The organism is Planomonospora alba (assembly GCF_039534085.1).
Lineage (GTDB): Bacteria > Actinomycetota > Actinomycetes > Streptosporangiales > Streptosporangiaceae > Planomonospora_B > Planomonospora_B alba.
Genome location: NZ_BAAAUT010000040.1, coordinates 57,594 through 74,074, shown reverse-complemented (window position 1 = coordinate 74,074; position 16,481 = coordinate 57,594). Strand labels below are relative to the sequence as shown.

Here is a 16,481-nt window from a genome sequence, read left to right as displayed (position 1 = left end):
GCTACCGCCTTCTGCAGGTCCGTCGTGACCTGGGCCATCAGGATGAAAAAGCCTCCCGCTTGATGTGCTGGAACGACAGGCGCAAGGCCTCGTCGGCGCCGCGCGTCAGCAGAAGGGAATCGGGATCGATGCCGAAGAACGCGGCGACCTTGATCTTCACCTCACTCTGATCGAGGGCCGGATATCTCCTCCAATCGAGGTCGATCAGCTTGCCGACCACCTCGTGCTTGAAGCCGTCCGGCCACTCGAAGGGGGCCTCGGTGAGGTCTACGCCGTTTCGTGGAACCTCATACCGCATGGGGGACCCCCATGTTCCTCTCCCATCTCAGATAGATAGTGAGGACCTGGACGCAGAAGACGAGCCGTGCCGTCAGGAGGGTCGACCAGATCACAATCAATGTGAGGCCGCCTGCGAAGTGGAACACGAGCATGGCCGGCAGGGCGATCCCGAACATCGAGATCATCAGCGGACGCATGGCCGCAGACGGGGTGGTGAGGACTTTGAGGGCCGCAGAGGCGAAGCCGGCCAGCGGCTCCATGAGGAGCTGCACGCCGGAGATCCGTATGGCCGCCATCGCGCCACCGGATGGTCGTTCGATGCCGATGGCGTATGCGATCAATTGTGGCGCCACAATGAATGTGATCCCCAGAAGCGTCATCACCGCTGAGACCATGGTGATGAACAGCCTCATATGAGAACGGGGATCGGCATCCGGCCCTCGGGCGGCCTTCGTGAGTTTCCCGGCCACCAGGCCGTACTGCTTCAACGGGACCACGATGGTCCGTATGACGCTGATCAGAACAGCCGTGATGGCTGCCGCCTCCGGGGAGACGCGAGAGGCGAGTGCCGTCACCACCGCGAAGGAGCTCATCATGATGAGACCGTCACTCGCGCCCGCCACCGCCGAGAGCATGGTTCTCAGATGCGCGGCCGGTTGGGAGAAGAACTCCGGGGCGCCGTTCTTCAGCGCTTGGACCAGGTCTTTCCCCACGGGACCGAGGCGGACCCACTGACGGATCACCGTGAGGATGTCAATGATCACGCAGAAGGCGCCGATGACGATGAGGGCGCTCACCGCGTCCAGGCCGAACCAAGGGAGGACCAGCGCGGAGAGGAAGGTCAGGATGAAGTTCTCGAGCGTCGTCCGCAGGTTCGCACCTTCTCTTCCCCGAACGATGAGGAGTCCTGAGATCAGGTTCTCGACCGGGATCAGAAGCAGTGACGGAACGCGCGACCAGTACGCTGCGGATGTGAGACCGTTCTCGTCGAGGAGCGATATCGCAAGACCTGCGAACGCCACACCGGTGGCGAGCACGAGGGTCGAAGCGACCGCGACGGCGGCCATCGAGCGGACGATGCCCGTCTCCTCCGGCAGAAGGCCGGAGCGGGTGGCCTTGCCGGCCAATCGCTGAACGACGATCACGTTCAGGCCGACGCCGAGCATCATGACCGCGAGCGTGATGGTCAGGGAGGTCCCGTATGCGGAGGCGACATCGGTCGGATAGTCTCTGACGGCGGTGAAGAACACCAGCCCTTTGGCGCCGCCCAGAAACACCGCCAGAGCCAGCTTGGTCCCTGAGGACGCGAACGCCCGAGCCGGACCGGTCTTGTCCGTGTTCATCTGCACAGGAAGTCGAGACCGCTCAGAGGCTCGGTTGCAACGCCTCTCTCCTGCCGATCTCGTTGATCTCCTGAAGGGTCATCCCGAGCTCGTTCATGAGGAACTGGACTATGACCCAGTGCGGGGCGGTCCGCTCTGTGAACTCACCGAAGTGCGAGACGTACTTCGGGAGCCATTCAAGAAACTTCTTCACGGATGTCCCCTTGCCCATTATGTTCGCATACCCATTCAATCCTATCGACTCGTGGTGGATGAACCGTCTGCCGGAGCGAGACGAGCACAGTTGCTGGTAGAACTTCGTCTGGAGAATCATCTCGTGCCAGATCTCGTCGACTTCTTTGGTCAACGGGATGAAGACGCCGTCGCTCATGGAGGCGATGTAGAGGAATTTCAAGCACTCCTCGATCTGGATCTCGAGCTCCTGGGGGGAGCGCTCGGGGAAATCCTCGGCGAACAGTTCTCGCATCCTCGGGGTGAGGAAGCCGTCAAGGTCAACGCTCATCTGATGCTCCGTGGTCGGAATGCCGAGCCGGTGGATGCCATGAGGTTTTCCCCACCGGCTCGAAGCGGATCATGAAGGATGGCTTCCGGAAGTTCGGGGCACTTCACTTCGGCGCAGCAGCTGTGCGCGTACTGCGCGAGCGTCTCGAAGTGCTGCTCCTCGATCACCTTCTGCAGGTCGGCAAGGCTCATTCCAGCTCCTCTCGAATCGTTCCCGACTCGATTACGGATTGTCGCAATAATCCTTGATCACTGCGATTGGAGCCGAATTTACAAAATCTCCTGTCCCCGAGGAAGGCCATGGGTAATGTGACGTCGATCACACTTCCGGTGGGATGCGTCCGGTCGGTGCCGCATGCGTGGGCCGACCGGAAGCGGACCGCCGCGTCGCCGATGACGTCGGCTCCGTCGGCTCCGCCGGCGCGGCGAGGCGGACGACCTCCGGATTCCGCGGAGGCCCGCTCAAGTGCGCGCCTCGCCCGCGCGGGTCAGGACCCGTCCCCGCCGTCGTCCGCCACGGGCAGCTCCCCGTCCAGCGCCGCCTGGACGATCGAGGCGCGCAGCGCCTCGCAGGCGGGGAAGCAGCCGCCGTTCGGGCCCCCGCCCGCGGCGGCGGCCCGCCGTTCCAGGCAGGCCGCCATGGCCTCGGCGCTCCACTGGATGCTGGTCTGCTGCCAGCTGGCCTTGCGCGCCTGGACGGCGGCGCCGCACGCGCGGCAGCGCACGGGGCGCATCGGCTCGCCGTCCAGCAGGCGCTCGTCGGGACGGGCGGTCATGCCGCCCCGCCCGGGGAGACCTCGCCCGGGGAGACCGCGTCCCGGGAGACCGTTCCGGGGGAGGCCCCGCCCGCGGCCGCGGCGGCCCGGCGGGCGAGGTTCTCCTCGACCTCCTTCTTCCACGCCTCGACCGGCCGGGTGGTGTCCAGCTCGAACTCGAAGCGCTCCACCATCTCCGGCCTGACGTCGGCCGCGTCGACGTAGAACTGCTCGTACCAGCGGCGCAGCTGGTAGACGGGCCCGTCCTCCTCGCACAGCAGCGGGTTGTCGATGCGGGTCTTGTTCTTCCAGATCCGCACGTCCTGCTCGAAGCCCCTGAGGATGAAGTCGCTCAGCCGCGCGGCCATCTCCTCGGCCCCGGCCGCGCCGAGCCGCTCGTCGCGCTCCACGATGATGCCGGACTGCAGCACGAACGAGTTCGCGTCGACCGGGTAGTGGCAGTTGATCAGGACGCAGTCGAGGTCCATGCCCTCGTAGTGGTACGTCAGGTCGTCGATCATGAAGGACGGCCCGTGGTAGGTCGCCACCGAGGTGTTGCCGAGCATGCCCGGCCGGCCCTTCTTCGACGGCGGCCGGGCGTCCGGCCGGCTCAGCCCTTTCATGATCTGGGTGGCGGTGTGCCCCTCGAAGACGTTCTTGAAGTACGTCGGGAACGAATAGTGCACGTAGAAGAAGTGCGCCATGTCGACGACGTTGTCCACGACCTCGCGGCAGTTGGTGTGGACGACGGTCTCGTTCCAGCGCCAGTCGGTCCAGCCGTCGCTCGCCGCGCCCTCGATGCGGGGGATCGCCACGCCGTCCGGGGGAGGGTTGCCCTCCGGGTCGTTCCAGACGAACAGCAAGCCGTCCTGGTCCAGCGTGGTCCACGCGGCGGTGCGGGCGCGCAGCGGGACCCGGCGCGCGTAGGGGATCTTCTTGCACCGGCCGTCGCCGCCCCAGCGCCAGTCGTGGAACGGGCAGGCGATCTCGTCGCCCTTGACCGTGCCCTGCGACAGGTCGCCGCCCATGTGCCGGCAGTAGGCGTCGAGCACGTTCAGCCTGCCGTCGCCGCTCTGGAAGACCACGAGCTTCGACCCGAAGGCGTGGACGGTGTGCGGCCTGCCGTCCCTGAACCTCTCCGACAGGCCCAGGCAGTGCCACCCCCGGGCGAAGCGGGCGGGCACGGCACCGGTCTCGATGGTGCGGACGCCGTCGTGCCCGGTATCGGTCGTCGTCACTGGCCCGTCCCCTCTCCGGCGCGTGTTCTCCGTGACGGAACGGTAGGGCGGCGGACCCGCCGCCGGGTCCGGCAGTCCCGGTGGGCGGGATGCCCGCGCCGGTCCGCGGCCGGGGCGGCGCACCATCGTGGTCGGCACCGGCCGCACGAGTGGACGCTGGAGAGCGCATGAGCAACGAGGTCCTGGAGAGGGTGCGCCCGCTGCTGCCGGGCATCGCGGAGCGCGCCCGGTCGGCCGACGAGGACCGCAGGATCCCGGCGCGCACGGTCCGGGAGCTCGCCGGGGCCGGGGTCTTCCGCATGTTCCAGCCCAAGCGGTACGGCGGGGCGGAGGGCGACCCGGTGGAGTTCTACGAGGTCGTCCGGGCCGTCTCCGGCGTGTGCGGCTCCACCGGCTGGGTCACCGCCCTGCTCGGCGTGCACCAGTGGCAGGTCGGCATGTTCGCCGAGACCGCGCAGGACGAGGTCTGGGGCGCGGACCCGGGCACGCTGATCTCCTCGTCGTACGCCCCGATGGGGCGGCTGACCCCGGTGGAGGGCGGCTACGAGATGACCGGCCGGTGGAGCTTCTCCTCCGGCTGCGACCACGCCTCCTGGGCCGTGCTGGGCGCGACGCTGGTCGGCGCGGAGGGGCGGCCGGTCGACTTCCTGAGCGTGCTGGTCCCGCGGGCCGACTACCGGATCGAGGACGTCTGGGACGTGATCGGCCTGCGCGGCACCGGGAGCAACGACGTCGTCGTCGAGCGGGCCTTCGTCCCGGAGCACCGGGTGATGCGCAACTACGACCAGTCGCGGTTGCGCGGCCCCGGCCAGAAGGTGAACACCGGCCCGCTGTACCGCATGCCGTTCGCGACGCTGTTCACCTCCGCGATCACCGCTCCGGTGATCGGCATGGTGGAGGGCTGCCACCGCGCCTACCTCGCCGCGATGCGCGACCGGGTACGGCTCAGCCTCGGCGGCGGCCGGTTCGCCGAGGACCGGTTCGCGCAGGTCGCGGTGGCGCGGGCCGCCTCGGAGATCGACGCCGCGGTCCTGCAGACGGACCGGAACGTGCGCGAGGTGTACGGGCACGCCGTGCGGGGCGAGCCGATCCCGATGGAGCTGCGGCTGCGCGTCCGCCGGGACCAGGTCCGCGGCACCGAGCGGGCGCTGGAGGCCATCGACATCCTGTTCAAGACCGCCGGGGGCAACTCGCTGCGGCGCGGCAACCCCATCGAGCGCGCCTGGCGCGACGCCCACGCCGGCAGCGTGCACGTGGCCAACGACGTCGAGCGGGCCCTGGCGCTCTACGGCAGGAGCGCCTTCGGCCTGCGTGTCGAGGACGACCTCATCTGACGCCCTGCGCCCCCGGGGCGTCCCACTCACCGGTATCGGCGCTTGGCGAGCCCGGACCGGCCGGTGTGTATTGTCTTGTCCGCACCGCAGACACCTCCGGGGGACACCGTGCCGAGGATCGCCGAAGCCAGGCCGCCGGCCGAGCCCAGCTCACCCGAGCAGCACGCCCGCCAGTCGCGCATCCTGCGCGCCGCCGCGCACATGGGTGCGGAGAAGGGGCTCGAACGCGTGCAGATGCACGAGGTGGCGAGGGCGGCCGGTGTCGCGATCGGCACGCTGTACCGCTACTTCCCCTCCAAGACCCACCTGTTCACGGCCGTCATGGCCGACCTGATCGACCGGTTCGACGAGAGCCTCCCGGAGCCCCGGCCCGGCACGAGCCCCGAGGACGCGGTGGGCGACGTGCTGGTGAGCGCCAGCCGCCGGCTGCTGCGCAATCCCGCGCTGGCGACCGCGATGCTCCAGTCGGCGAACGCGGCCGGCGCCACCGCGGTCGCCGACGCCGTCCGGATCGACACCACCTTCCGCGGCATCATCCTGCGGGTCCTCGGCATCGGCGAGCCGACCGAGCAGGACGTCACCCTGGTCCGGCTCCTGCTGCAGTGCTGGTACGGCGTGCTGCAGTCCAGCCTCAACGGGCGGGCCTCCCTCGCCGGCACGGAGGGCGACATCCGGCTCGCCTGCCGCCTCCTGCTCGCCCCGCGCTCGAACGCCGCCCGGAGCTGACCGGGCCGGGGAGCCCCGGAAGAGGGCGCGGAGGACCTCTCTGGAGGGAGCCTCACCTTCCTCTTACACTTCCGCCCATGGGACGCATCGACACGGGCCGGTCGGCCGCCGCCCCGACGGCCGTGGTGACGGGCGGCAACCGGGGCATCGGATACGCCGTCGCCGCGCGGCTGCTCGCGCACGGGCACGACGTGGTGCTGGTGGCGCGCGACCGGGAGCGCGGCGAGGTCGCGCGGGCGTCCCTCGCGGCCCCCGGGACGGGCACGGTGCGTCTCGTCGTGGGGGACCTGTCCACCGTCCCGGCGGCGCGCGCGACCGCCGAGGCGCTCCGCGGGACGTGCCCGCGCATCGACGTGCTGGTCCACAACGCCGGCCTGTGGCCGAGCGTCCGCGAGGTGGACGAGGACGGGCTGGAGCGGTCGTTCGTCGTCAACCATCTCGCGCCGTTCGTGCTCAACCACGTGCTGGAGCCGCTGCTGACCGCGGCCCGTGCCAGGGTCGTGCAGGTCAGCGCCGGCCTTTACCTGCGGGGGCAGGCCGACCCGGAGCGCACCCCCCGCGGCCTGGACTTCCACCCGGTGCGCACCTACGCCGACACCAAGCTCTGCAACCTGCTGCTGGTGCCGCGTTTCGCCGAGCGCTGGAAGGACGCGGGGGTGACCGTCAACGCGGTGCACCCCGGGGTCATCCGCACCGGGCTGGGCGACCGGCGCGGACCGGTGGGCCTGCTGATCAAGGCCGCGAAGCTGCTCTGGAAGAGCCCGGCGACCGGGGCCCGGCCCGTCGCCAGGCTGGCCCTGTCCGAGGAGGTCGCCGGGGTGACGGGACGCTACTTCCACCTGGAGCGGGAGCAGCCGCTCGCCCCGGTCGCCACCGACGCCGCGCTCGCCCGGCGGCTCTGGGACCAGGCGATGGAGCTGACCGGTCTCGCCCCGTCGCCGCCCCCGGCGGCCCCCCCGCGGTCCGCGGCCGGGAGGCTCAGTCCTTGAAGTAGACCAGCCGGTGGCTGGAGGCCAGCAGGGTGCCGCCGCGCCCCCGCAGGCGGGCCGTCTGGTCGAAGTAGCCGCGTGAGAAGCGGTGGGCGCGCGCGGTGCCCAGGAGATAGTCCTCGCCGTGGGCCGCGAGCTCCCCGGCGTCGGCGTGGAAGTACACGGTGAGGGAGACGGTGCCGGCCGCCACGTAGCGGGCGCGCTCCGTGGCGGTGCTGGTCGTCGGCGCGCTGGAGGGCGCGCTGGTGCTGGCCCAGGCCCGGCGCAGCTCGGCCCCCCTCGACGCGGTGGTCGGCGAACTGGACGCGCTGTGCCGGTCGGTGGTGGGGGCCGCGCCGGGCGGGTGACCCTCCCGCGGCCCGCCGGGGGCGGTGCGGGCCGTGTCCCGGCCGCTCCGGGGGTCCGGGCCGTGTCCCGGCCGGTCCGGGAAATACGGGCCGGTGATCTCCACGGCGGGGCCGGCCGGGGCTAGAATCACCGGCGTGACTTGGCGACATTAAACCCACAGCAGAGGTCGGCGCGGGGCGCGCTGCCGCGGACCTCCGGGAGCACCGAGCTTCCGGACGTCCGAACCGCCCCCAAGGAAAGACCTCATGACCGTTTCCTCACGCACGCCCGGCACGCGTGCGAGGCGGCTGACCGCCGCCGTCCACGTCTACACGTTCCTCGACGACTTCATCCTGCTCTACCCGGTGTACGCGCTGCTGTTCGCCGACACCGGCCTGTCCGTCGCCGAGATCTCCTCTTTGTTCGTCATCTGGTCGCTGACCGGCATCCTGCTGGAGGTCCCCTCCGGCGTGTGGGCCGACGCGGTCTCCCGGCGGACCCTGCTGATCCTGGCGCCGCTCCCGGCGGCCGCGGGCTTCGCCCTGTGGGTGGTCGCCCCCTCCTACTGGTCGTTCGCCCTCGGGTTCGTCCTGTGGGGCGTGCGGGGCGCGCTCGTCTCGGGTGCCTTCGAGGCGCTGGTGTACGAGGAGCTCGACCGGCTGGGCGAGGCCCGGCGCTACGCCCGCCTCATCGGCCGCGCGGAGGTGGCCGGCATGTGCGCGGTGGCGCTGGCCACCGCCGCCGCGAGCCCGGTGCTCGCCGCCGGCGGCTATCCGGCGCTGGGCGCGGCCAGCGTCCTCGCCTGCCTGCTGTGCGCGGCCGCCGGGGCGCTGTTCCCCGAGCACCGCGCACCGCGCCCGCCCGCCGGGACCGGCGGCAGGGGAGGCCCCGGCGGCGCCGGGGCGCCCGGGGACGCGGACGCCCCGGACGGCTGGCGCGGGTACGCCGCGATCCTGCGCTCCGGGCTCGCCGAGGTCCGGGGGGACCGCTCCGTACGGCGCACGCTCCTGCTCGTCCCCGCCACGGCGGCGATCTGGGGCGCGCTGGAGGAGTACGTCGCCCTGCTCGCCCGGGAGACCGGCGCCGCCGAGCGGGCGGTACCCCTGTGGGTGCTGCTCGTCTGGACGGGAGTGGCGGCCGGCGGCCTGCTGGCCGGGACCGGACGGCGGCTGGGCTCCGGTGCCTTCGCGGGCGTGCTCGGGCTCGGCGCGCTCGCCCTGGCCGGCGGGGCGCTGAGCGGGCGGACCGCCGGGCTCGCCGCGGTCGCGGCGGCCTTCTGCGGCTTCCAGCTGGCGAGCCTGGTGGCGGACGCGCGGCTCCAGGAGGCGATCACCGGGCCGAGCCGGGCGACGGTCACCTCGCTGGCGAACCTCGGCACGGGGCTGGCGACCGCCGGAGTCTACGGCGGTTACGCGGCCCTGTCCGCGTTCGCCGGGCACGGCGCGGTCTTCGCGCTGGCCGCCCTGCCGTACGGGCTCCTCGCGCTCGCCCTGCGCCGCGGCGCGTAAGGACGGGGCGCGGGCCCGGGGATCACCCCTGCGGCGCGCCCGTGGCATCGAGCCGGGCCACGCCGTGGGCGGCGAAGGTCTCGTACGGCCCGCGCCCGCTGAAGTACGGCGTGAGCTGCGCGTCGAGCTCCTCGACGGAGAAGACGCCACCGGCGGCGGTGAACTTCCGCTCGACCGTCGCCGGGGCGAGGAGCGCGACCATGTCGCCGTAGACGACGAACACCTGGCCGTTGATCCCGTCGGCGGCCGGGGAGGCGAGGTAGCTCACGAAGGTCGCCACCCGCTCCGGGGCGAGGACGTCCAGTCCGCCCTCGGAGCGGGCGGCGGCCTCGCCGAACACGCCCGCCGTCATGCCGGTGCGGGCCCGCGGGCAGATCGCGTTGGCGCGCACGCCGTACCGGGACAGGCCCTGGGCGGTGGACAGGGTCAGCGCGGTGATGCCGGCCTTGGCGGCCGAGTAGTTGGGCTGGCCGGGGGAGCCGAAGAGGAACGCCTCGGAGGAGGTGTTGACGACGCGGCCGTAGACCGGCCCGCCGGCGGCCTTGCTCGCCGCGCGCCAGTACGCGGCCGCCGCGCGGGAGAGCGCGGCGTGGCCCTTGAGGTGGACGCGGATGACGTCGTCCCAGTCGGACTCGGTGAGGTTGAACAGCATCCTGTCGCGGAGCACGCCCGCGTTGTTGACCACGATGTCCAGCCCGCCGAAGGCCTCCACGGCGGTCCGCACCAGACGTTCGCCCGTGGACCAGTCGCCGGCGTCGCCGGTCACCGCCACGGCCCTGCGGCCGAGCGCCTCGATCTCGGCGACGACGTCGTGCGCCGTCCGGTCCACGTCGTTGACGACGACGTCGGCGCCGCGCCCGGCGAGGGCCAGCGCCTCGCTGCGGCCCAGTCCGGCGCCCGCGCCGGTGACGACGGCGGTCCTGCCCTCCAGGGTGGTGCTCGCGCTCATGTCCATGGCTCCTGTCGCGCTGCGGGCTCTGTCACGGTGGAGGAAAGCTAATGCGGATCCCGGCCCCGGCCGGGGGCCGAGTCCCACTGAGTGGGGCGGGGGAGGCGGTCAGGCGTGGGCGGGCTGCTCGTGCTGGGCGTGGGCGGGGGATTCGAGCTGCAGGGTGGCGTGGTGCAGGTCGAAGCGCTCGGCCAGGCGCTCCTGCAGGACGTCCAGCAGCTGCGGGGCGTGGCCGTCGGTGAAGCACTCGTCGTCGATGACGACGTGCGCGCTCAGCGCCGCCAGGCCGGAGGTGACGGTCCAGGCGTGCAGGTCGTGCACCGCGTGCACGTGCGGCACCGCCAGCAGGTGCGCGCGGACCTCCTGGAGGTCCAGGTGGGCGGGGGTGGCCTCCAGCAGCACGTCGACCGCGGCGCGCAGCAGCTTCAGCGCCCGCGGCACGATGAGCAGCCCGATCAGCACGGCCACGACGGCGTCGGCGCGGGTGAAGCCGGTCAGGTGCGCCACGAGCGCGGCGGCGATGACGCCCACGGAGGTCAGTGCGTCGGTGACCACCTCCAGGAAGGCGCCGCGCAGGTTGAGGCTGTCACCCTGCACACCGAACAGCACCAGCATCGACGCCAGGTTGCCGAGCAGGCCGATGACGCCGAAGACCAGCATGGATCCGGTGGCCAGGTGCGGGGGAGCGGGGGAGGCCAGGCGGACGGCCGCCTCGTACAGCACGTACGCCCCGAGGCCGAACAGCACGGCGGCGTTGAGGGCGGCGGCCAGGATCTCGGCGCGGGCCAGGCCGAAGGTGCGCTTGGCGGTGGCCGGGCGGGCGGCCAGCAGGGCGGCCACCAGGGCCAGGGCGATGCCGGCGCTGTCGGTGAGCATGTGCCCGGCGTCCGCCAGCAGCGCGATGCTGCCCGAGGCCAGCGCCCCGGCCACCTGCACGAGCATGACGGTGCCGGTGATGGCCAGCACGCCGACCAGGCGGCCGCGGTGCCGGCCGGTCGCGGTCAACCGGCCGTGACCGTGGCCGTGTGCGTGGTTGCTGCCCACAGCGGGTTCTCCTTCGCGTGACGAGGGTCTTGTCGGGTGATCGCCCCAGGGACGACCGCCCCAGGGACGACCGCCTCAGGGGCGGTCGGCGGGTTCGGTGCGCGGCAGGCGGCCCAGGCCGGGGACGAACCGGCCCACCCGGGCGGCGTACCCCCGGTAGGCAGAACCGTGCACGCTGCGCAGGTAGGGCTCCTCCACGGCGCGTACCTGCACCTGGACGGCGGCGACCAGCACGGCCAGAGCGCCCAGCGCCACCGGGTTGGGCACCATCAGCGCCAGCCCGGCGCTGGTGGTGATCATGGCGGTGAAGATCGGGTTGCGGGCGAGGGCGAACGGCCCGCCGGTGACCAGGGCGGTGCGCTCGCCGGCGTCCACGCCGATGCGCCAGGAGGCGCCCATGGACAGTTGCGCGGCCAGCGTGGCAGCGGTACCGATCAGGGCGAGCACCAGCCCGGCGGCCCGCACCGGCGCGTGGTCGAGCACGCCCAGCGGCGCCAGACCGGCCAGCGCGGCGACCGGTCCCGCCAGGCCGAGGACGAGCGCGGCGACGAAAGCGGTCTTGGCCCACCAGGACAGTGATCCGGCCGGGCCGGCGTCCAGGCGCAGGCCGGTGTCGCCGGTACGGCGCCACTGCGCGAACGTGCGCCAGCCGAACGCCAGGGCCAGGCCGGTCAGGTACAGCGCGAGCGCGGCGACGGCCATGATCAGTCCTTTCCCGTGGTGCGGCAGCAGTCGCCGCCCGCGCCGGCGCAGGCCGGGGCCGCCGGGGCGGGCGCGGCGGCGGGCGCGCAGCAGGCGTCCCCGCGCCAGGCCTCACGGCCCTCCTTGACCGCCGCGGCGGCGATGACCAGGGCGGCGACGGGGTCGGCCCACGCCCAGCCCAGCAGGCTGTTGAGGGCCAGGCCGACCAGCAGGGCGGCTGACAGGTAGGTGCACAGCAGAGTCTGCTTGGAGTCGGCGACGGCGGAGGCGGAGCCGAGCTCGCGGCCGGCGCGGCGCTGCGCCTGCGACAGGAACGGCATGATCAGCAGCGACAGGGCGGCCAGGATCAGGCCGGGCGTGGAGTGCTCGGCCCCGCCCGCACCGGTCAGCGCGCGCACGGAGTCGAAGGTCACGTAGGCGGCCAGCGCGAAGAACGAGACGGCGATGGCGCGCAGTGCGGCCTTCTCGCGGCGCTCGTGGTCGGCGGCGGAGAACTGCCAGGCCACCGCGGCGGCCGAGGCGACCTCCACGACGGAGTCCAGGCCGAAGCCGATCAGCGCGGCCGAGGAGGCGATCGTGCCGGCGGTGATGGCCACGACCGCCTCGACCACGTTGTAGGTGATGGTGGCGGCGACCAGCAGCCGGATCCGGCGGGTCAGGACGGCGCGGCGCGCCGGAGAGGGGCCGAGGGACAGCGCGGTCATCGGCAGCAGCCCTCGGTCTCGGCGGCGGCGCAGGTGCGCTCGGCCTCGGCGGCCACCGCCACCACCGCGGTGCGCAGATCGTCCAGGGCGTGGGCCAGGCGGGCGTCGGCCAGCTCGTAGCGGGTGCGGCGGCCGACGGGCACGGCCACGACCAGGCCGCAGTCGCGCAGGCAGGCCAGATGGTTGCTCAGCCGGGTGCGGGAGACGCCCAGCGCGTCGGCCAGGTCGGCCGGGTGCGCCGGGGCCTGCCGCAGGGTGAGCAGGATGCGGCAGCGGATCGGGTCGGCCAGTGCGCGGCCGAACCGCGCGAGGACCTCGATCTCGGAGGCGATCGTCAACACGCCCCGATAGTACACGTAATCCTGAATTCAGGAATATGTGTACACATGGTCGGGATCTTCCCGGGGAGGCCGGGGCGCGGGCGGCCGGGCCGCCCGCGAGGTCCTGCCCGCCCTCCGCCGGCCGCCTCCCTCGCCCGCCGTTGCGCGTCATCGAGGGTGCATCGGAGCCGGGAGGCGTCGGCGGCGCACGCGGGGTCCCCGTCAGGGGCCTGCCTTCCGGGGTGATGTGTCAGACTTCCCTCGTACAGGGCGCGGATGGGCGAAACGGGACTGTGGAGCTAAGGGACATCGAGATCTTCCTGACCCTGGCCGAGGAGCTGCACTTCGGCCGCGCCGCCGAGCGGCTGCACGTCTCCGTGGCCCGGGTCAGCCAGGCGATCAAGAAGCAGGAACGCGCCATCGGCGCCGAGCTCTTCGCGAGGAACAGCCGCAACGTACGGCTCACGCCGCTCGGCGAGCAGCTGCGGGACGACCTGCGCCGGCTCCACCAGGGCCTGACGGAGAGCCTGGAGCGGGCGCGGCTGGCCGCGCGCGGCAAGACCGGCACGCTCCGGGTGAGCCTGTTCCCCGCCAACGTCCAGGAGTTGCGCCGCTACTGGGAGACCTTCCGCGCCCGGCACCCGCAGTGGGAGCTGCGCCTGCGGATGTCGACCTACTCGGACCCGTTCGCCCAGTTGCGCACCGGGGAGGTCGACGTCCTGGTCACCTGGCTGCCCGTCGAGGAGCCGGACCTCACCGTGGGCCCGCTGCTCTTCTCCGAGCCGAGGGTGCTGGCCGTGGCCGCCGGCCACGCGCTCGCCGCGCGGTCCGCGGTCTCCCTGGAGGAGGTCGGCGACTTCCAGCACGTGGCCGTCGAGTCCGTGCCCGGCTACTGGATGGACCACTACGTCCCCGAGCGCACCCCCGGGGGCCGGGCGATCGACCGCACCGCCAAGGTGGACAACCTCGTGGACATCTTCATGGCCGCGGTCCTCGGCGAGGCCGTCGCCCTCTTCCCGGCCCACGTGAGCCGGTACTACCCCCACCCCGACATCGCCTATCTGCCCGTCAGGGACATGGGCGCGCTGCCGTACGGGCCGGTGTGGCTCAGCGCCGCGGAGAACGACATGATCCGCGCCTTCGCCCGCGTCGTCCGCGACCTGGGACCGCTGCCCGGCTGAGGCCGCCGGGAAGATCGCCGCCACGGCCGTACGCGGCCGGGTCGGCGGGCGGCGCTGAGCTGGTCGAGCGGCAGCGTCAGCGGGTGGCGCTGAGCTGGTCGAGCAGCAGCGTCAGGCGGGCCTCGCGGCCCGAGGCGGGAAGCCGGCCGCCGCGGGACAGGACGATCAGCCCGTGCAGGGCGCTCCAGACGACCTCCGTCAGGAGCGCCGGGTCGCGGCCGTCGGCGAACTGCGCGACTCCGGACAAAAGCGCCTGGAAGCCGTCCCGGAGCGGCTCCGGGGTGTCGTCCTGGCCGAACGGCAGGTCGACGGCCATCGTGAACATGGCGTCGTACAGCGCGGGGTTCTCCTCGGCGAACTCCATGTAGGCCCTGGCCAGCGCCTCCAGCGCGGCCCGCGGCTCGCCCGTCCGGGTCGCGGTGCGCAGGCGCGCGGCCAGTTCCGTGAAGCCCTCCAGCGCCACCGCCGCGACGATGGCGTCCTTGCCGGCGAAGTGGCTGTACAGGACCGGCTGGCTGTACTCGATCTCGTCGGCCAGGCGGCGGGTGGTCACGGCGTCCCAGCCCTCGGACTCGGCCAGCTTCCGGGCGGTCTTGACGATCAGGTCGTGGCGCTGGGCGCGTTCGCGTTCTCTGCGCTGCTGTGTGGACACCCTCCGGATTCTAGCATCGCTAGACAGATGAGCACCGTTAGGCTAGCGTCGCTAACACTTCTATCAACGATCTAAGGAGACGGCATGGTCACCATCGCCACCTGGCTCGCCGGACTGGTCGCCATCGGGATCATCCTCATCGGTGCCCGCTTCCTGCTGCGGCCGGTCGCGTCGGCGGAGGGCTTCGGGGTCCCCGCGTCCATGAACGCGTACCTGACCGTCAAGGGCGTACGGGACATCACGGCCGGGCTCGTCCTGATTCCGGCCCTCGTGACGGGGGACCAGCGCATGCTCGGCTGGCTGGTTCTCGCCAGTGTGTTCGCCCCGCTGGGCGACATGGTCGTCGTGCTCCGGAACGGGGGCCCGCGGGCGGTGGCGTTCGGGGTCCACGGCCTCACCGCCGCGGTGATGGCGGTGGCCGCGGCCGTTCTCATCCTGGTGTGAGCCGTGTCCTTCCAGAGGGGAGTTCCGGTGCCCGCGGCGCCGCACCGCACCGGGCCGGCCGCGGCGCGTCCTCCGGCCGGTGCCGGGGGAGATCCCGCGGGCCGCGGAGCTCCCGCGGCGTTAAGCCCGCGGTTAACGCAGCGTTGCCGGATCCGTCGTTGTCCCGGTCACGCCGTACCGGCAACCTTGATCTGGGCGGATCGCCCTACGGGAAGGAAACGTTATGAAAAATCACATACGAGTAGAGACATGAACATAATCGCCTCGACCGTTGTCTTCACCGTCGACGATCCGGCGAGCTCCCGCCATTTCTTCACGACCTATCTGGACTTCCGCGAGGTGCTCGACGCCCCGGATCTCACCTGGCTGAGCCGCGACGACGCGGCCCCCGACATCCTGCTGCGCCGGCGCGACCTCGAACGGCCGCGGGAGCGGACCGCGCAGCCGGTGGTGTCGTTCGCGGTCACCGATCTCGTCAGAGAACACGCGCGCCTGCGCGCCGAGGGCGCACCCGTCACCGGGCCGCTGCGGCGCAACCCGTGGAGTGAGTGGCTGATGCGCCTCACCGACCCCAACGGCATCGTCGTCGAGCTGACCGAGTGGATCGCGCCCGGCGGCGTCGGCCCGGACGCCGGGTGAGGCCGAGCCCGGACACGGGCGCCACGGGTCCGCCGGGCACGGCCCGCCCGGACCACGGCCGTCGGACCGGCACGGACGACCTCACCGCGGCCCGAGGCACGGGCGAAGAAAACATGACACAAGATGTCGGGTTTCGAGTCGAACATGGTCTCGCCGGTCGGCGCCGATGCCGGGCGCCGGGCGGGCCCACGGACGACAGACAAGGACCCCGATGCACGAAACGCCAGAAGAGCTCGGAGAGCTCCAGGCCCTCCTCGACGCCTCCCTCTCCCGCTCCACCCCGCACCTCCGCTCGATCATCAGCGGCGAGCGCACGCTGACCGCGGAGCAGCTCACCCGGGTCCTCACCGGCATGTGCACCCTCGCCCTGTCCACCGTGACGGCGAAGGGCGAGCCGCGGATCAGCGGCGTGGACGGCCACTTCCTGCACGGGAAGTGGCACTTCGGCACGGCGCGCGGTGCGGCCAAGGCCCGCCATCTCGCCGTCCGGCCCGCCGTCAGCGCCGCGCACCTGCGCGGTGAGGACCTGGGCGTGTTCACGCACGGCACGGTGGAGATCCTCAACCCCCTCGACGGCGAACCCGCCGCGGACTGGCCGGACCTGCTCGCCTACTTCAAGGGCTTCTACGGCGACGACGCCTTCGACTGGGACGACGAGGTGGTCTACTACCGGCTGCATCCGCACTGGATGACCGTCTACGCCGCCGACGTCGCGAAGCTCACCGCGGCGCACCGGTCCTGATCGAGGACCGGGAGGGAGCCGCGCGGGAGCGGGCGGTGAGGCCGCGCCCGGCGGGGCGGCGGTGACGCCGCGGCCCCGGCGGCGCGGCCGCGCTCGACCGGCCG

General features: G+C 72.3%; 22 protein-coding genes. 9 read left to right on the top strand and 13 right to left on the bottom strand.

Annotation, left to right across the window (positions count from 1 at the left end):
- Positions 1-37 precede the first annotated feature (37 nt).
- The 6 genes from ABD823_RS23360 to ABD823_RS23335 form a co-directional block, all read right to left on the bottom strand.
- A complete protein-coding gene (locus tag ABD823_RS23360; RefSeq protein WP_344862994.1) occupies positions 38-298 on the bottom strand; it encodes a hypothetical protein in 261 nt (86 codons plus the stop codon).
- On the bottom strand, positions 288-1,622 hold the full coding sequence (locus ABD823_RS23355; protein ID WP_344862992.1) for a hypothetical protein: 1,335 nt from the start codon (positions 1,620-1,622) through the stop codon (positions 288-290). The genes ABD823_RS23360 and ABD823_RS23355 overlap by 11 nt, the downstream gene beginning before the upstream one ends.
- A 22-nt stretch (positions 1,623-1,644) precedes the next feature.
- Entirely contained in the window at positions 1,645-2,124 is a 480-nt protein-coding gene (locus tag ABD823_RS23350; protein ID WP_344862991.1) for a glycine-rich domain-containing protein, read from the bottom strand.
- The gene (locus ABD823_RS23345; protein WP_344862989.1) at positions 2,121-2,315 is read right to left on the bottom strand and encodes a hypothetical protein; all 195 of its coding nucleotides are present in this window, start codon (positions 2,313-2,315) and stop codon (positions 2,121-2,123) included. Before ABD823_RS23345 ends, ABD823_RS23350 begins: the two co-directional genes overlap by 4 nt.
- 296 nt (positions 2,316-2,611) lie before the next feature.
- Complete coding sequence (locus tag ABD823_RS23340) at positions 2,612-2,899, bottom strand: ferredoxin (RefSeq protein ID WP_344862987.1); 288 nt, start codon at positions 2,897-2,899, stop codon at positions 2,612-2,614.
- A complete protein-coding gene (locus ABD823_RS23335; protein ID WP_344862985.1) occupies positions 2,896-4,116 on the bottom strand; it encodes a 3-ketosteroid-9-alpha-monooxygenase, oxygenase component in 1,221 nt (406 codons plus the stop codon). The genes ABD823_RS23340 and ABD823_RS23335 overlap by 4 nt, the downstream gene beginning before the upstream one ends.
- A gap of 167 nt (positions 4,117-4,283) precedes the next feature.
- Here ABD823_RS23335 and hsaA point away from each other — a divergent pair, with 167 nt between their 5' ends.
- The 3 genes from hsaA (at position 4,284) to ABD823_RS23320 (ending at position 7,165) form a co-directional block, all read left to right on the top strand.
- On the top strand, positions 4,284-5,450 hold the full coding sequence (gene hsaA / locus ABD823_RS23330; protein WP_344862983.1) for a 3-hydroxy-9,10-secoandrosta-1,3,5(10)-triene-9,17-dione monooxygenase oxygenase subunit: 1,167 nt from the start codon (positions 4,284-4,286) through the stop codon (positions 5,448-5,450).
- 108 nt (positions 5,451-5,558) lie between these two features.
- Positions 5,559-6,176, top strand: a complete 618-nt coding sequence (locus ABD823_RS23325) for a TetR/AcrR family transcriptional regulator (protein ID WP_344862981.1) — start codon at positions 5,559-5,561, stop codon at positions 6,174-6,176.
- Between the two features lie 77 nt (positions 6,177-6,253).
- Entirely contained in the window at positions 6,254-7,165 is a 912-nt protein-coding gene (locus tag ABD823_RS23320; RefSeq protein WP_344862979.1) for an SDR family NAD(P)-dependent oxidoreductase, read from the top strand.
- On the opposite strand, the gene ABD823_RS34695 is transcribed toward ABD823_RS23320, so the two are convergent.
- Positions 7,155-7,355 carry a hypothetical protein gene (locus ABD823_RS34695; RefSeq protein ID WP_425566646.1) on the bottom strand — a complete coding sequence of 67 codons (201 nt, stop codon included), beginning with the start codon at positions 7,353-7,355 and terminating at the stop codon, positions 7,155-7,157. The genes ABD823_RS23320 and ABD823_RS34695 overlap by 11 nt on opposite strands.
- 16 nt (positions 7,356-7,371) lie before the next feature.
- Between ABD823_RS34695 and ABD823_RS34690 the strand changes: the two genes are divergently transcribed.
- Both ABD823_RS34690 and ABD823_RS23310 read left to right on the top strand, forming a co-directional pair.
- On the top strand, positions 7,372-7,512 hold the full coding sequence (locus ABD823_RS34690; RefSeq protein WP_425566645.1) for an LmrA/YxaF family transcription factor: 141 nt from the start codon (positions 7,372-7,374) through the stop codon (positions 7,510-7,512).
- Positions 7,513-7,758: 246 nt separating this feature from the next.
- Complete coding sequence (locus ABD823_RS23310) at positions 7,759-9,000, top strand: MFS transporter (RefSeq protein WP_344862977.1); 1,242 nt, start codon at positions 7,759-7,761, stop codon at positions 8,998-9,000.
- 22 nt (positions 9,001-9,022) lie between these two features.
- On the opposite strand, the gene ABD823_RS23305 is transcribed toward ABD823_RS23310, so the two are convergent.
- The 5 genes from ABD823_RS23305 to ABD823_RS23285 form a co-directional block, all read right to left on the bottom strand.
- Positions 9,023-9,949: a 3-oxoacyl-ACP reductase gene (locus ABD823_RS23305; protein ID WP_344862975.1), complete on the bottom strand. Its 927-nt coding sequence runs from the start codon at positions 9,947-9,949 to the stop codon at positions 9,023-9,025.
- Between the two features lie 108 nt (positions 9,950-10,057).
- A complete protein-coding gene (locus tag ABD823_RS23300) occupies positions 10,058-10,993 on the bottom strand; it encodes a cation diffusion facilitator family transporter (protein WP_344862973.1) in 936 nt (311 codons plus the stop codon).
- Positions 10,994-11,068: 75 nt separating this feature from the next.
- Positions 11,069-11,695 (bottom strand): methyltransferase family protein, encoded by a 627-nt coding sequence (locus ABD823_RS23295; protein ID WP_344862971.1) that lies wholly within the window; start codon positions 11,693-11,695, stop codon positions 11,069-11,071.
- A 2-nt stretch (positions 11,696-11,697) separates the two neighbouring features.
- The gene (locus tag ABD823_RS23290; RefSeq protein ID WP_344862969.1) at positions 11,698-12,399 is read right to left on the bottom strand and encodes a cation efflux transmembrane domain-containing protein; all 702 of its coding nucleotides are present in this window, start codon (positions 12,397-12,399) and stop codon (positions 11,698-11,700) included.
- Entirely contained in the window at positions 12,396-12,740 is a 345-nt protein-coding gene (locus ABD823_RS23285; RefSeq protein ID WP_344862967.1) for an ArsR/SmtB family transcription factor, read from the bottom strand. Before ABD823_RS23285 ends, ABD823_RS23290 begins: the two co-directional genes overlap by 4 nt.
- A 272-nt stretch (positions 12,741-13,012) precedes the next feature.
- On the opposite strand from ABD823_RS23285, the gene ABD823_RS23280 reads away from it, so the two are divergent.
- Positions 13,013-13,900 carry a LysR family transcriptional regulator gene (locus ABD823_RS23280; RefSeq protein ID WP_344862965.1) on the top strand — a complete coding sequence of 296 codons (888 nt, stop codon included), beginning with the start codon at positions 13,013-13,015 and terminating at the stop codon, positions 13,898-13,900.
- 76 nt (positions 13,901-13,976) lie between these two features.
- Here the strand turns inward: ABD823_RS23280 and ABD823_RS23275 are convergent, their stop codons facing one another.
- Positions 13,977-14,552 carry a TetR/AcrR family transcriptional regulator gene (locus ABD823_RS23275; protein WP_344862963.1) on the bottom strand — a complete coding sequence of 192 codons (576 nt, stop codon included), beginning with the start codon at positions 14,550-14,552 and terminating at the stop codon, positions 13,977-13,979.
- An 84-nt stretch (positions 14,553-14,636) separates the two neighbouring features.
- Between ABD823_RS23275 and ABD823_RS23270 the strand changes: the two genes are divergently transcribed.
- The 3 genes from ABD823_RS23270 (at position 14,637) to ABD823_RS23260 (ending at position 16,377) form a co-directional block, all read left to right on the top strand.
- Complete coding sequence (locus ABD823_RS23270) at positions 14,637-14,996, top strand: DUF4267 domain-containing protein (RefSeq protein WP_344862961.1); 360 nt, start codon at positions 14,637-14,639, stop codon at positions 14,994-14,996.
- Between the two features lie 249 nt (positions 14,997-15,245).
- Positions 15,246-15,635, top strand: a complete 390-nt coding sequence (locus ABD823_RS23265) for a VOC family protein (RefSeq protein WP_344862960.1) — start codon at positions 15,246-15,248, stop codon at positions 15,633-15,635.
- Between the two features lie 211 nt (positions 15,636-15,846).
- The gene (locus ABD823_RS23260; RefSeq protein ID WP_344862958.1) at positions 15,847-16,377 is read left to right on the top strand and encodes a pyridoxamine 5'-phosphate oxidase family protein; all 531 of its coding nucleotides are present in this window, start codon (positions 15,847-15,849) and stop codon (positions 16,375-16,377) included.
- Positions 16,378-16,481: the final 104 nt, after the last annotated feature.

Bases quoted from the DNA above. Each gene is read 5' to 3' on its own strand.
- ABD823_RS23320 (WP_344862979.1), top strand. From the start codon at position 6,254: ATGGGACGCATCGACACGGGCCGGTCGGCCGCCGCCCCGACGGCCGTG.
- ABD823_RS23265 (WP_344862960.1), top strand. From the start codon at position 15,246: ATGAACATAATCGCCTCGACCGTTGTCTTCACCGTCGACGATCCGGCG.
- ABD823_RS23270 (WP_344862961.1), top strand. From the start codon at position 14,637: ATGGTCACCATCGCCACCTGGCTCGCCGGACTGGTCGCCATCGGGATC.
- ABD823_RS23260 (WP_344862958.1), top strand. From the start codon at position 15,847: ATGCACGAAACGCCAGAAGAGCTCGGAGAGCTCCAGGCCCTCCTCGAC.
- ABD823_RS23360 (WP_344862994.1), bottom strand. From the start codon at position 298: ATGCGGTATGAGGTTCCACGAAACGGCGTAGACCTCACCGAGGCCCCC.
- ABD823_RS23290 (WP_344862969.1), bottom strand. From the start codon at position 12,399: ATGACCGCGCTGTCCCTCGGCCCCTCTCCGGCGCGCCGCGCCGTCCTG.
- hsaA (WP_344862983.1), top strand. From the start codon at position 4,284: ATGAGCAACGAGGTCCTGGAGAGGGTGCGCCCGCTGCTGCCGGGCATC.
- ABD823_RS23345 (WP_344862989.1), bottom strand. From the start codon at position 2,315: ATGAGCCTTGCCGACCTGCAGAAGGTGATCGAGGAGCAGCACTTCGAG.
- ABD823_RS23310 (WP_344862977.1), top strand. From the start codon at position 7,759: ATGACCGTTTCCTCACGCACGCCCGGCACGCGTGCGAGGCGGCTGACC.
- ABD823_RS23295 (WP_344862971.1), bottom strand. From the start codon at position 11,695: ATGGCCGTCGCCGCGCTCGCGCTGTACCTGACCGGCCTGGCCCTGGCG.
- ABD823_RS23350 (WP_344862991.1), bottom strand. From the start codon at position 2,124: ATGAGCGTTGACCTTGACGGCTTCCTCACCCCGAGGATGCGAGAACTG.
- ABD823_RS23305 (WP_344862975.1), bottom strand. From the start codon at position 9,949: ATGAGCGCGAGCACCACCCTGGAGGGCAGGACCGCCGTCGTCACCGGC.
- ABD823_RS23340 (WP_344862987.1), bottom strand. From the start codon at position 2,899: ATGACCGCCCGTCCCGACGAGCGCCTGCTGGACGGCGAGCCGATGCGC.
- ABD823_RS23355 (WP_344862992.1), bottom strand. From the start codon at position 1,622: ATGAACACGGACAAGACCGGTCCGGCTCGGGCGTTCGCGTCCTCAGGG.